At 70.3% G+C, this 12318-nt stretch carries 10 protein-coding genes; 4 read left to right on the forward strand and 6 right to left on the reverse strand.

Annotation, left to right across the window (positions count from 1 at the left end):
• Nucleotides 1-6: 6 nt before the first annotated feature.
• On the reverse strand, nucleotides 7-864 hold the full coding sequence (locus ACSMXV_RS16880; RefSeq protein WP_473178423.1) for an alpha/beta fold hydrolase: 858 nt from the start codon (nucleotides 862-864) through the stop codon (nucleotides 7-9).
• Between the two features lie 79 nt (nucleotides 865-943).
• Between ACSMXV_RS16880 and ACSMXV_RS16885 the strand changes: the two genes are divergently transcribed.
• Nucleotides 944-1258 carry a hypothetical protein gene (locus tag ACSMXV_RS16885; protein ID WP_473178424.1) on the forward strand — a complete coding sequence of 105 codons (315 nt, stop codon included), beginning with the start codon at nucleotides 944-946 and terminating at the stop codon, nucleotides 1256-1258.
• Between the two features lie 115 nt (nucleotides 1259-1373).
• Here the strand turns inward: ACSMXV_RS16885 and ACSMXV_RS16890 are convergent, their stop codons facing one another.
• The gene (locus ACSMXV_RS16890; protein WP_473178425.1) at nucleotides 1374-2687 is read right to left on the reverse strand and encodes a DUF445 domain-containing protein; all 1314 of its coding nucleotides are present in this window, start codon (nucleotides 2685-2687) and stop codon (nucleotides 1374-1376) included.
• Nucleotides 2688-3054: 367 nt separating this feature from the next.
• Between ACSMXV_RS16890 and ACSMXV_RS16895 the strand changes: the two genes are divergently transcribed.
• Together ACSMXV_RS16895 and ACSMXV_RS16900 are read left to right on the forward strand one after the other, a co-directional pair.
• Nucleotides 3055-4389, forward strand: coding sequence for an SGNH/GDSL hydrolase family protein (locus ACSMXV_RS16895; protein ID WP_473178426.1), 1335 nt, complete (start codon nucleotides 3055-3057; stop codon nucleotides 4387-4389).
• Between the two features lie 273 nt (nucleotides 4390-4662).
• Nucleotides 4663-5787 (forward strand): sugar ABC transporter substrate-binding protein, encoded by a 1125-nt coding sequence (locus ACSMXV_RS16900; protein ID WP_473178427.1) that lies wholly within the window; start codon nucleotides 4663-4665, stop codon nucleotides 5785-5787.
• Between the two features lie 168 nt (nucleotides 5788-5955).
• Here the strand turns inward: ACSMXV_RS16900 and ACSMXV_RS16905 are convergent, their stop codons facing one another.
• Genes ACSMXV_RS16905 through ACSMXV_RS16920 form a run of 4 tightly spaced genes read right to left on the reverse strand, consistent with a single transcriptional unit; the run spans nucleotide 5956 to nucleotide 9395 of the window.
• On the reverse strand, nucleotides 5956-6672 hold the full coding sequence (locus ACSMXV_RS16905; RefSeq protein ID WP_473178428.1) for a DUF1707 SHOCT-like domain-containing protein: 717 nt from the start codon (nucleotides 6670-6672) through the stop codon (nucleotides 5956-5958).
• Nucleotides 6673-6682: 10 nt separating this feature from the next.
• Nucleotides 6683-7678 (reverse strand): ABC transporter ATP-binding protein, encoded by a 996-nt coding sequence (locus tag ACSMXV_RS16910; protein ID WP_473178971.1) that lies wholly within the window; start codon nucleotides 7676-7678, stop codon nucleotides 6683-6685.
• Nucleotides 7679-7699: 21 nt separating this feature from the next.
• Nucleotides 7700-8593: an ABC transporter permease gene (locus ACSMXV_RS16915; RefSeq protein ID WP_473178429.1), complete on the reverse strand. Its 894-nt coding sequence runs from the start codon at nucleotides 8591-8593 to the stop codon at nucleotides 7700-7702.
• The gene (locus ACSMXV_RS16920; RefSeq protein WP_473178430.1) at nucleotides 8586-9395 is read right to left on the reverse strand and encodes an ABC transporter permease; all 810 of its coding nucleotides are present in this window, start codon (nucleotides 9393-9395) and stop codon (nucleotides 8586-8588) included. Before ACSMXV_RS16920 ends, ACSMXV_RS16915 begins: the two co-directional genes overlap by 8 nt.
• A 229-nt stretch (nucleotides 9396-9624) precedes the next feature.
• Here ACSMXV_RS16920 and ACSMXV_RS16925 point away from each other — a divergent pair, with 229 nt between their 5' ends.
• A complete protein-coding gene (locus ACSMXV_RS16925) occupies nucleotides 9625-12180 on the forward strand; it encodes a transglycosylase domain-containing protein (RefSeq protein WP_473178431.1) in 2556 nt (851 codons plus the stop codon).
• Nucleotides 12181-12318 lie beyond the last annotated feature (138 nt).

Genomic DNA, 12318 nt, shown 5'->3' on the forward strand with positions numbered 1-12318 from the left:
ACTCCTTCATGCACCGTCTGTTGCCGCTACGCCTTCAACACCGGCCAGGAATGCCGTAGCCGTCGCGTGCAGCCGCGCCGGCTGGTCCAGATGTACGTCGTGGCCCGCGTCCGGGATGACCGCGAGCTGCGTCGTTCCCGGGCGGCGCGCTCGCATTTCGGTCGTCTCCCCCTCCGGCATCGTGCCGTTCGCGCCCCGTACGACGAGGGTCGGGCAGCGGACCCGCGCCCACTGGTCCCAGTACGCGTGCGTGGCGAGCTCGGCGACCGCCGAGACCATGACGTCGCGGTCCACGCGCGCGTGCCAGCCGTCGGGGCGCTCGTCCAGGCCCCTGGCCCAGGCCTCGCTGCCGAAGAAGTTCTCAGCCCCGGCGAGGGACTTGAACGGGGTCGGCCAGCTGTCCAGCCAGCCGCCTATCTGCGCCGGGAGGTCCGGGTTCGGGCCGTCCGGGCCCGCCTCCACCAGGATCAGGGCGCGGACCAGCTCCGGGCGCGCGGCCGCGGTGAGCATGGCCGTATGGCCGCCCAGGGACTGGCCCAACAGGGTGACCGGGGCGAGGTCGAGTGCGCGGATCACGGCCACCGCGTCCCGTACGCATGCCGCGCGCGTAATGTCCGATGGGCGACGCGTGCTCGCTCCGTGGCCTCGGGCGTCGTACGCGACCACCCGGTGGCCGTCGGCGAGGAGCAGCTCCGTGAGCGCGTCCCACTCCCCCATGTGCCCGGCCAGGCCGTGCAGGAGGAGGACCGGCGGCGGGCTGCCGGTGCCGCCCCCGCTGCCCGGGCCGCTCAGGCATCCCTGGCCGCCGCGACCGTCACGGTCCCGGTACGCGAGCCGGACCCCCTCGTCTGTGACGTGCTCCATCGTCCGCGCCCCCCTTCCGAACAGCCCCCTCACCCCGCGTTAGCCTGCAGAAGCAGACCGACGAGCAGGGAGACAGGTCATGGCGAAGGTACAGAAGGTACCGTCCGCGGTCGTGGCGGCGAGTGGGCTCATCGGCGGCTACGGCGTCGCCCGGTGGACCAAGAAGCGTCAGCTCGGCGGGGCCGTGCTCGCCGTGGCCGGGGCTGCGGCCGCGCAGCAGTGGCGGCGGGAGGCCGGGGGCAAGGCCGCCGGGGCGCTCACCGCCACGTACGTCGCCGCCTTCGCCGGGTCGCATCCGCTTGCCAAGAAGATGGGCGCCTGGCCCGCCGTGTTCTCCGTCGCGGGTGGCGTGGCCCTCGCGTCGTGGGCGATCGCCGACCGGCGCGCCTCGTAGGCCGAAACACCCCGACGCACCTCGAACCTCGTACCTCGGCGCCCGCGGCGAGCACGGGAGGATCAAGACGCCCAAGCCCGCCCGCCTCATCGGTACCGGGGCTGCGCCCCAACGCCTACGCCCCGAACACCCGCGAAACCGTATAGATCAACAACCCCGCCAGCGAACCCACCACCGTGCCGTTGATCCGGATGAACTGCAGGTCACGGCCGATGTGGGCCTCGATCTTCTTCGTGGTCTGCTCGGCGTCCCAGCCGGCGACCGTGTCGGTGATGAGGGACGTGATCTCGTCGCGGTAGGTCGTGACCACGTACACCGCGGCGCCCTCGATCCAGCCGTCGACCTTGTTCTGCAGGCGGCCGTCGACCGCCAGCCGGGCGCCGAGCGAGAGCAGGGATGCCCGCACCCGCAGGCGCAGCTCGCTGCGCTCGTCCTCGGCCGCGGCCACGATCATGGAGCGGACGGCGGACCAGGCGGACGCGATGAGGTCCTGGACCTCGCCGCGACCGAGGACCTCCCGCTTGAGGTACTCCACGCGGGCCCGCGTGTCCGTGTCGGACTGCAGGTCGCCGGCGAAGTCGGCGAGGAAGCGGTCGACGGCGGCGCGCGCCGGGTGCTCGGGCATGTCGCGCATCTCGGCGACGAAGCGCACCAGCTCCTTGTAGACCCGCTCGCCGACCTTCTTGTCGACGAACCGCGGGGTCCAGCCGGGAGCCCCGCCCTGCACCGCGTCCATCACGGAGTCGGCGTGCTCCACGAGCCAGTCGTGGGCGCGTACGGTCACCAGGTCGACGACCCGTTTGTGGCCGCCGTCGGCGACGATCTTCTCCAGCATCTTGCCCAGGCCGGGCGCGATCTCCTGGACGTCGGCCCGCCGGTTGATCGCCTCGCCGACCACGGCCTGGACGTCGGAGTCGCGCAGAACGGTCAGGGCGCCGCGCAGCGCCGCGGCCATCTCCGCGGTGACGCGGTCCGCGTGCTCGGGCTCGGCGAGCCAGCTGCCGAGGCGGCTGCCGATGCCGACGGCGCGCAGCCGTTTTCGTACGACGTCCTTGGACAGGAAGTTGTCGCCGACGAACTCGCCGAGCGTGACGCCCAGCTGGTCCTTCTTGGTGGGGATGATCGCGGTGTGCGGGATGGGGATGCCCAGGGGGTGGCGGAAGAGTGCGGTGACCGCGAACCAGTCGGCCAGGGCACCGACCATGCCGGCCTCCGCGGCCGCGGCGACATAGCCGGTCCACGGGCCGGCGCCGGAGCTCTGCGCCCACTTGGCGAGGACGTAGATGACCGCGACGAGCAGCAGAAGGCCGCTCGCGGTGGCCTTCATACGGCGCACGCCGCGCTGCTTCTCCTCGTCGGCGGCACTGTAGGTGAACCCTTCGGGGGACACCTCGTGTGACGGTCCGCCGTCACGGGCATGCTGCCCCATGTCCACGCCTACGCCCGCTTCATCCGTTTTCGTATGTTCCATCCGATCCACCGGCCCGTTCGACCTCTCGCCGTCGTCGCCGTCCCCCGTACGCATTGTCCCTTCCTGCTCCCTCCTGCGCCCTTCTCCCCCTCGTGCCGGCCGTCCCCGCCCTGTCCTGCACGCCGTCGAGGCGCGAAAGACGCGCCCCTGTGACGCACGCCCCTTCACCTCACGCCTACTACTGACCGACTCCCGGAACGCTCCATGAGTTCCCGGCGTCTGAGAGGCCGGGGGGTGCCGTCTGCTTCCCTCAACCCCATGCCGCATCATGGGGACACCAAGATCGGAGCCTCGGGCTCCCTTTGCCCGAGGAGAAACGCACCGCATGACCAAGCGTCATGGTTATGCCTTGCTCGCCGCGATCGTCGCGGTGGTTGTGGTGGTCTCGGCCGCCATATATCTCGGCGTCTCGCGCGCCGGCACCGGCTCCCAGGACACCCTGGCGGGCCCCCGTAATCCCCAGAACTCCGCGGCTCCGGCCTCCGCCGGCACCTGGGTCGGCTCCTGGGCCACCTCGCCCGCGGCCGCCGAGCCCGGCACGGAGCAGGAGGGGCTCGCGGGCCACTCCGTCCGCAACGTCGTCCACACCAGCGTCGGCGGGACCAGTGCCCGCATCACGCTGTCGAACCTGTTCGGGCAGCAGCCCCTCACCATCACGCACGCCTCCATCGCCGTGGCGGCCGCGCCCAGCAACGCGACGGCCGCGGCCGGCACGCTGCGGCGGCTGACGTTCTCCGGCAGCACCTCGGTGGTGATCGCGGCGGGACAGCAGGTGGTCAGCGACGCGGTACGCATGGAGGTGCCGCACGACGCGGACATGCTCATCACGACGTACTCGCCGACGCCGTCAGGCCCGGTCACGTACCACCCGCAGGCCCGCCAGATCTCGTACGTCGCGAAGGGCGACCGTACCGAGGACGTGAGCGGCGCCGCGTACACCGAGCAGAGCCCGTACTGGCGGTACCTGACCGCGCTGGACGTGCTCAGCAACGAGTCGACGGGCACCGTCGTCGTGATCGGCGACTCGCTCACCGACGGGGTCACGTCCACGGTCGGGGCCAACCGCCGGTGGACCGACGTCCTCGCGGACCGGCTCCGTGACGAGTCGGGCGCGCCGCGCTACAGCGTCGTCAACGAGGGCATCAGCGGCAACCGCATCCTCACCGACGGACTGGGGCGGCCCAAGGGCACGCGGCCCGCCATCAACCCGAGCGGGCTGGCGCGGTTCGACCGCGACGTGCTCAGCCGCACGGGCGTCAAGGCCGTCGTCATCGCGCTCGGCGTCAACGACATCCTGCGCACCCCGCACCAGACCGACCCCGACAAGATCACGGACGGGCTGCGTGAGCTGACCCGGCAGGCGCACAGCCGGGGGCTGCGCGTCATCGGCGCGACGCTGATGCCGTTCCAGGGCCATCGCGGGTACCTGCCCGGCCTGGAGAACGTCCGCCAGGCCGTCAACGCGCAGATCCGCTCGGGCAATGTGTTCGATGAGGTCGTGGACTTCGACAAGGCACTGCGCGACCCGTACAACCCGCGCATGCTGCGGCCCGACTACGACTCGGGGGACCACCTCCACCCGAGCGACGCGGGGTACCGCCGGATGGCGGAGACGTTCAACCTGTCCCATCTGAAGGGCTCGGCCCCGGCAGAGCTTTAGAGCTCGCGCAGATTGGCGGCGGGCATGGTGGGCGTGCGGGGTGTTCGCCCCAGGGGTGCATGGTCCAGGCGCGTGGGGGCATCAAACGCGCCTACGTCTTCCACGGCACCGTCACTGTCGCCGCGATCGGCTTATGGCTCCGCCCATGATCCGCAGGACAGGCCTAGTGTGGAACACGGAGGCAACCGCATGAGCGCGTCGGAGCTCGCCGGTCTGAGGAGCCGCCCCGCGCCTGACGCTCCCGCGCGAAACCGTCCGCAAGGAGAACCAGCCGTGAAGACCAGACGCCTTGGATTTTCCTGTCTGGGCGTCGTCACCGCCCTCGCCGTCACCGCGCTCAGCGCCTGCGGCGGCTCCGGTGCCGACCCGATGACCGACGCGGACGGTGCCTTGGTGGTGGGCGTGGACTACCCCCGTTCCGACACCGACTTCTGGCAGTCGTACATCAAGTACACCCCGCAGTTCGCCAAGGAGCTCGGCCTGGAGCTCAAGACCACCAACTCGCAGAACGACGCCGCCAAACTCGCCGCCAACGCCCAGACGTTCATCAGCCACGGAGTGAAGGGCGTCGCGATGGCCCCGCAGGACACCGCCGCGATCGCGCCCACCCTCCAGCAGATGGCCGCGCTGAAGATCCCCGTGGTCACCGTGGACACCCGTCCCGACACCGGCAAGGTCTACATGGTCGTACGCGCCGACAACCGCGCCTTCGGCGAGAAGTCCTGCCGGTTCCTCGGTACGAAGCTCGGCGGTGAGGGCAAGGTCGTCATGCTCGAGGGCGACCTTGCCTCGATCAACGGCCGGGACCGCACCGAGGGGTTCAACGACTGCATGAAGAAGAACTATCCCAAGATCAAGGTCTTCGGCGAGGCGACCAACTGGGACAGGACGGTCGCGCGGCAGAAGCTGCAGGCGGCTCTCACCGCCCACCCGGACATCAAGGGCGTCTACATGCAGGCCAGCTTCGCCCTCTCCGGCACCCTGCAGGTGCTCAACCAGCAGGGTCTGCTGTTCGGCCCGGAGGACAAGAGGCATGTGTTCGTGGTCTCCAACGACGGCATCCCCCAAGAGCTCAAGGACATCGGCGAGGGCAAGATCGACGCCACGGTCTCCCAGCCCGTCGAGCTCTACGCCGAGTACGCCCTCTATTACCTGAAGGCGGCGATCGAAGGCAAGACGTTCAAGCCCGGCAAGACCGACCACGACAGCACGATCACCAAGGTCCGCGACGGTCTGCTGGAGGACCAGCTCTCCGCCCCGCTGGTGACCGCGGACGGCGGCACCTACGGCGGGGTCCCCAGCCTCAAGAGCGACGACGCGTCCCTTTGGGGCAACAACCTCACTGACGGGAAGGCGATGCATCCGAACCGGCGCACTGACGCCGCCCGGCACCGCTGAGCACCGCTTAGACCGACCGGCAAATGGGGGGTGGGAGAAGGAGCGGGGCTGGGTGCGTGCAGCTGCAAGGCGGAGGAGGGAGGCAACGCGGAGCGTTGTTGACTGACGACAACGCCGCAGATGTGCGTGCCCAGCCCCGCGACGCCGCCCCCCATTTGCCGGTCGGTCTTAGTCCCCCAACTCCTCCCGCCGCGCCGCCTTCCGCTCCAGCTTCTCGCGGCGGCGTTCCTCCTTGAGGCGCTGTTTCTCGGCGCGGGTGATCTTTCGTTCGACACCGACGCCGCCCCAGAAGGCGAGGCCCGTCACGATGACGCGCGGTGCGCCGGGCTCGCCCCGCACGCCCTCCTCGCGGTGGTCGAAGCCGCCCATGATGCCAATGCCGCGTACGACGACCTCGACCCCCGGCGGCACGATGACGTTCATACCGCCCATGATCGCGATGCAGTTGATCACGACCTCGCGCTCCGCGAACCGCGCCTCGCGCAGATCGATCTCGCCGCCGCCCCAGAACGCGAACGACGTGAAGCGCCGCGGCACGGTCCAGTGCCCCTTGCGCTGGAACCCCGCCATGATCGCCACGGCCCACGAGGACGTGCCCTCGCCGCCGATCCTCGAGGCCCAGTCACCCGTCTCCGCAGGCGTCTTGGTGAGGGGCACCGCCACCGCGCCCGTCGGAAGGTCGCGCGTGAGGGGCACCAACTCCCCGTACGTACGGGCGTTGTAGGTGGCCTCCAGCCGCTCCTCGAACTCCGCCATGTCGAGCCGGCCCTCGGCCAGCGCGTCCCTGAGGTGTTCGGCGACCCGCTCACGGTCGGCGTCAGAGGCTCGCAGGTCAGGGTCCTGAGGTCCTGGGGTAGCCCCCGGAGAAGGCACAGCGTCCGTCATATGGAGCAGCCTACGAGTTCCCTGCCTGCGGTTGCACGAGGTCGCCCCCAGTTGCGTACATCTTTGCGATGACCGTCTCGATGTCGGGCTCGCGCACGGACAGGTCCACCAGTGGATAATCCGCCGCGATCCGCGCCACCAGCGGAGCCGCCGACTCGGATGCGGGGAACGCCAGCCACTGCCGCGGGCCCTCGATCCTCACCACGCGCGCGGACGGGCCGATGTCGATCGGCGGCAGCTCGCGCTCCAGATCGACGACCAGCGTCCGCTCGCTCTCCCCCACCTCGTGCAGCCCGGTCAGCGCACCGTCGTACATCAGCCGCCCGTGGTCGATGACCATCACGCGCCGGCACAGCTGCTCGATGTCGGTCAGATCATGGGTGGTGAGGAGCACGGTCGTGCCCCGCTCGGCGTTCAACTCGCGTAGGAACTCCCGTACTTTCGCCTTGCTGACCACGTCCAGACCGATGGTCGGCTCGTCGAGGTAGAGCACGTCCGGGTCGTGGAGCAGGGCGGCCGCGATGTCGCCGCGCATGCGCTGCCCGAGTGACAGCTGCCGTACGGGGACCTCCAACAGCTCGCCCATCTCGAGGAGTTCGACGCAGCGGTCGAGGTTGGCGCGGTAGCGGGCATCGGGGATGCGGTACATGCGGTGCATCAGCCGGTACGAGTCGATGAGCGGCAGGTCCCACCACAACGTGGTGCGCTGCCCGAACACGACGCCGATCCGCTGCGCCAGCCTCGTGCGCTCCCGCGAGGGGTCGATGCCCGCGACGCGCAGGCGGCCGCCGCTGGGCGTGAGGATCCCGGTCAGCATCTTGATCGTCGTCGACTTTCCGGCGCCGTTCGGCCCGATGTAGCCGACCATCTCGCCGCGCGCCACCGTGAAGGAGATCGAGTCGACGGCGCGGACCTGGTGTTTCTCGCGGCGCAGGAAGCCGGTTCTGCGGCGCACGTCGAACACCTTCTCGACACCGTCGAGGCGGATGAACTCCTCGTCTCTCACGTCACTGCTGTCGTTCACGGCTCAACTCCCCGTGCTCCGGTACGAACGAAGTCCCACGCGCCATGCCGCCCCGGCCAGCGCGCAGCACGCGGCGGCCACCAGCGGCGACGCGAACGCCAGCCACTGCGGCAGATCCAGCGGATAGGGCCGCCCCAGCACATACAGCGCGGGCAGCCAGTTGACGAAGGCCAGCGGCATGACGAAGGTGACGCCGCGCAGCAGTTCCTTGGAGAAGACGGTCGGCGGGTACCGCAGGAGCGTGTTTCCGCCGTACGTGAAGGAGTTCTGCACCTGGGAGGCGTCCTGCGCGACGAACTGGAAGGCCGCACCCGCCACGAACACGGCCGCGAAGATGGCGGCCCCGCTCAGCACCATCAGCGGAATCAGCAGCACCTTCAGCGGCGTCCAGGCGATGTCGAGGACGACCAGCGCGTACCCGAGGACCAGCAGCCCCTGCGTGAGCCGGCCGAGGCGACGCAGCGCGAAGCGGTCCGCGGCGATCTGCGCGAGCACCGGCGCCGGACGCACCAGCAGCGTGTCCAGCGTGCCGTCCCGCACCCGCTCTCCCAGCTGCTCGATCGACCCCAGTGCCAGGTCGGCAAGGCCGAGGGCGATGCCCGCCGTGCCGTAGAGGAGGGCGACCTCGGGCAGCGTGTAGCCGCCGAGCACGTCGACCTGCGAGAACATCATCAGGATCGCGGCGAAGTCCAGCGCGGTCACCGCGAAGTCCGTGACCACCGTCATGGCGAACGACGCGCGGTACGCCATCGTGGAGCGGATCCACATCGCGGCGATCATCCGGTAGGCGCGCAGCCCGTCCATGAGCCGCGAACCGGCCTGGCCGCGGATTCCGCCCGTCACCGGACCCACGCCGTTCGTACGCAGCTCGTCCGCCCCGGCAGCAACCTCACCCACCCTGCACCACCACCCGCCTCGTCGCCGCCGACTGCACCAGACGCCCGGCAGCGAGCAGCGCCACCGCCCATGCCCCCTGGAACGCGTACGTCTCCAGCAGGCCGACGCCCGTGCGCTCGCCCAGGAAGACATCGGCGGGCATCTGCAGCAGCGCCGACCACGGAAGCGCACGCGCGATCTCGCCGAGCGCGCCCGGAAAGACGTTCAGCGGCAGCAGCAGCCCCGAGAAGAAGACCCCGGCCAGCGCCGACATCTGTGCCGCTCCCGCGCCGTCCATCAGCCAGAACGCGGACAGCGCCACCAGATAGCGGATCGCGAAACTGACGACCACTCCGAGCGCCACGGCGACCAGGAAGGCCAGCCACGTCAGCGGATCCGACGGAACCGCCAGTTCGAACAGGAGCGCACCGAACGCCATCGGCACGAAGCCCCGGCCGAGCAGATGGAACACGGCCCGCCCCACATCGCCCGCCAGCCACCACGTCTGCAGATCGGCCGGCCGGTACAGATCGACGGCGATGTCGCCCGTACGGATCCGCCCGATCAGCTCCACCTCCATGCCACGGCCCATCGCGGCCACCGTCGCATGCAGCCCCTGACACAGCCACACATAAGTGAGGGCCTGCGCCTGGTCGTACCCGCCGAGTCCCGGCCGCTCGTCCCAGAGCGCGATGTAGGTGTACGCCAGGATGAAACCGAAGACGGTATTGGTGAACACCCCTGCAGCCGTGGCCACTCGGTACGTCGCGTGCCGCCGGAAACCGCTCACCGCGACAGCCGCGTACAACCGCCCCTGCCCCACGAAGAACCTCCCCCGAGCGCCGTGCCCGTCCGGCGGTAGACCGGTCTCCGACCAGCCCGTTCCGGGTGTTCCGGGCCAAAGCGCAAGAGCCTAAGGGCAATACGCGCGTGTCTGCCACTTGATTACGGCGCGCGGTACGCGCCACACCTCGGCGTGGAACTCATGATGCGAAAGTGTGCAAAGGAGTATGCAAGGGGGCGTACGACGTGAAACGGGAGTACGGCAGAAAATGAGCGACGAGCCGCAGCAGAGCAAGGGAGGCTGGGCGCCGCGCGACGCCGGGCCGGCAACGCCCAAGGCCCCCGCCGCGGGCCCGGCCGCCGCGGGCAGCGGCGCGGCCCTGGTTCTGGGCGGCGCCACGGCCCGGATCGGACCCGCAACGGGCCACCCCGGCAAGCATCGCGAAGGCCCCCCGAAGCCCCACGGCCCCAAGCGGCCGCCGCGCACCGGCTGGCGCCGGGCCGTCCCCACCTGGCGCACGGTCCTCGGTGGCTTCCTCGGCCTGGCACTGCTCTGCATCGGCGGCTTCCTCGCCGGCTACCTGCTCGTCCACATCCCGCCCGCCAACGCCGCCGCGGTCGCGCAGAGCAACGTCTATCTGTACTCCGACGGCTCCCAGCTCGCCCGAGACGGCGAGGTCAACCGCGAGAACGTGACGCTCGCGAGCATCCCCAAGACCGTGCAGCACGCCGTTCTCGCCGCCGAGGACCGGGACTTCTACTCCGAGCCCGCGGTCGATCCCGCGGCGATGATCCGCGGTGCCTGGAACACCCTCATCGGCAAGGGCAAGCAGTCCGGCTCGACCATCACCCAGCAGTACGTCAAGAACTACTACCTGGGCCAGGAACAGACGGTCACCCGGAAGTTCAAGGAGTTCTTCATCTCGATCAAACTCGACAACGAGGCGAGCAAGGACCAGATCCTCGAGGGCTATCTGAACACCAGTTACTTCGGCCGCAACGCCTACGGCATCCAGGCCGCCGCCCAGGCCTACTACGGCGTCGACGTGGAGCACCTCGACACCGCGCAGGGCGCCTACCTCGCGACCCTCCTCAACGCGCCGAGCGCCTACGACGTCGTGGCCCACCCCCAGAACATGACCAGGGCCGTCGCCCGCTGGAACTACGTCCTGGACGGCATGGTCAAGGAGAACTGGCTCACCCCCGCCGAGCGCGCCGCCATGCGCTTCCCCGTCCCCCGCGAGGCCAAGCCCGCCGCCGGGATGTCCGGGCAGCGCGGCTACATCGTGCAGGCGGTCAAGGAGTACCTCATCAGCCACAAGGTCCTCGACGAGGAGGCCCTGGAGTCCGTCGGCGGCTTCCGGATCACCACCACGATCGAGAAGAAGGAGCAGCAGGCCTTCGTCAACGCCGTGGACGACCAGGTGATGTCCCAGGTGAAGAAGGACGCCCGGCCCGCGGACCGCAACGTCCGCGTGGGCGGCGCGTCCGTCGACCCCGACACCGGCAAGGTCATCGCGATGTACGGCGGCATCGACTACACCCAGCAGTACGTCAACAACGCGACGCGCCGCGACTACCAGGTCGGTTCGACGTTCAAGCCCTTCGTGTTCACGGCGGCCGTCGAGAACCAGTCCATGACGCAGGACGGCCGCACCATCACACCGAACACGATCTACGACGGCGACAGCGGGCGCCGTGTGGAGGGCTGGCCGGGCACCCCCTACGCGCCCCAGAACGAGGACAAGGAGGACTACGGCCCCATCACCGTGCGCGACGCCACCGACGACTCCGTCAACGCCGTCTACGCCCAGATGGCCGCCGACGTCGGTCCCGACCACGTGAAGTCGACCGCCATCCGCCTCGGCATCCCCGAGAACACCCCCGACCTGAGCGCCTCGCCGTCCATCGCGCTGGGCACTGCCACCGCCAGCGTCCTCGACATGGCACAGGCGTACGCGACCCTCGCCAACCACGGCAGATACGGCGGGGCCACACTGGTCGAGAAGGTCACCAGGCAGGGCGAGTCCATCAGCCTGCCCCGGCAGCAGACACGGCAGGCCGTCAGCCGCGCATCCGCCGACACGACGACGTGGATGCTGCAGAGCGTCGTCGAGGACGGCACCGGCTCCGCCGCCCAGGCCGCCGGACGCCCCGCCGCCGGCAAGACGGGCACCGCGGAGCACGACACCGCGGCATGGTTCGCGGGCTACACACCGGATCTCGCCACGGTCGTCGTCGTCATGGGCCAGAACCCGGTCACGGGCGAACACACGTCCCTGCACGGTGCGCTCGGCCTGCCGCGCGTCAGCGGCGGCGGCTATCCGGCGCGGGTCTGGGCCCAGTACACGGAGGCGGCGCTGGTCGGGAAGGACGTCCAGGACTTCGAGCTGGAACTGGCCGAGGGCGCCGACGAACCCGACCCGTTCGAGGAGTGGGCCGAGGAGGAGTGGTACCGGCGCCACGAGGGGCTCCCTGGCGCGCCGGGCCAGAAGCCGGGCGCCAAGCCGAGCAAGAAGCCGGGAGACAAACAGGGAGACAAGAAGGGCCAGAAGAAGGGCACCACCCCGCCGAAACCGGGCCAGACCGCGGGCCGCACCCAGGCACCGACCCAGGGCGCGCCGCAGGGTGCCCCGCAGGAACAGACCCCGGGGCTGACCGGAGGAGCCCGGCCCCAGAGCCCCCGCCAGCCCCAGGGCGGCACCGGAGAAATCCGGCCCCAGGCACCGACCGCAGGTGGCACACAGGGCGGACCGGGCGGTACGACGGACGGCGCCGACACTGGTGGCCCGCAGGTCCAGGCCACACCTCCGGGGCAGGACTGAGAGCTGACGAGCCGCCGACCGTGACACGGTCGGCGGCTCGCTACGTCGGAGTCAGAGCCAGGTCAGAGACAGAACCCGTGCTCCAGAGAGGGCACCCGGCCGAGTCCTGGAGACGGCGCCCGGCCGAGCCCTCGGAGA

The sequence above is a fragment of the Streptomyces sp. DSM 42067 genome (genome assembly GCF_055792885.1).

Bases quoted from the DNA above. Each gene is read 5' to 3' on its own strand.
- ACSMXV_RS16880 (WP_473178423.1), bottom strand. From the start codon at position 864: ATGGAGCACGTCACAGACGAGGGGGTCCGGCTCGCGTACCGGGACCGT.
- ACSMXV_RS16885 (WP_473178424.1), top strand. From the start codon at position 944: ATGGCGAAGGTACAGAAGGTACCGTCCGCGGTCGTGGCGGCGAGTGGG.
- ACSMXV_RS16890 (WP_473178425.1), bottom strand. From the start codon at position 2,687: ATGGGGCAGCATGCCCGTGACGGCGGACCGTCACACGAGGTGTCCCCC.
- ACSMXV_RS16895 (WP_473178426.1), top strand. From the start codon at position 3,055: ATGACCAAGCGTCATGGTTATGCCTTGCTCGCCGCGATCGTCGCGGTG.
- ACSMXV_RS16905 (WP_473178428.1), bottom strand. From the start codon at position 6,672: ATGACGGACGCTGTGCCTTCTCCGGGGGCTACCCCAGGACCTCAGGAC.
- ACSMXV_RS16925 (WP_473178431.1), top strand. From the start codon at position 9,625: ATGAGCGACGAGCCGCAGCAGAGCAAGGGAGGCTGGGCGCCGCGCGAC.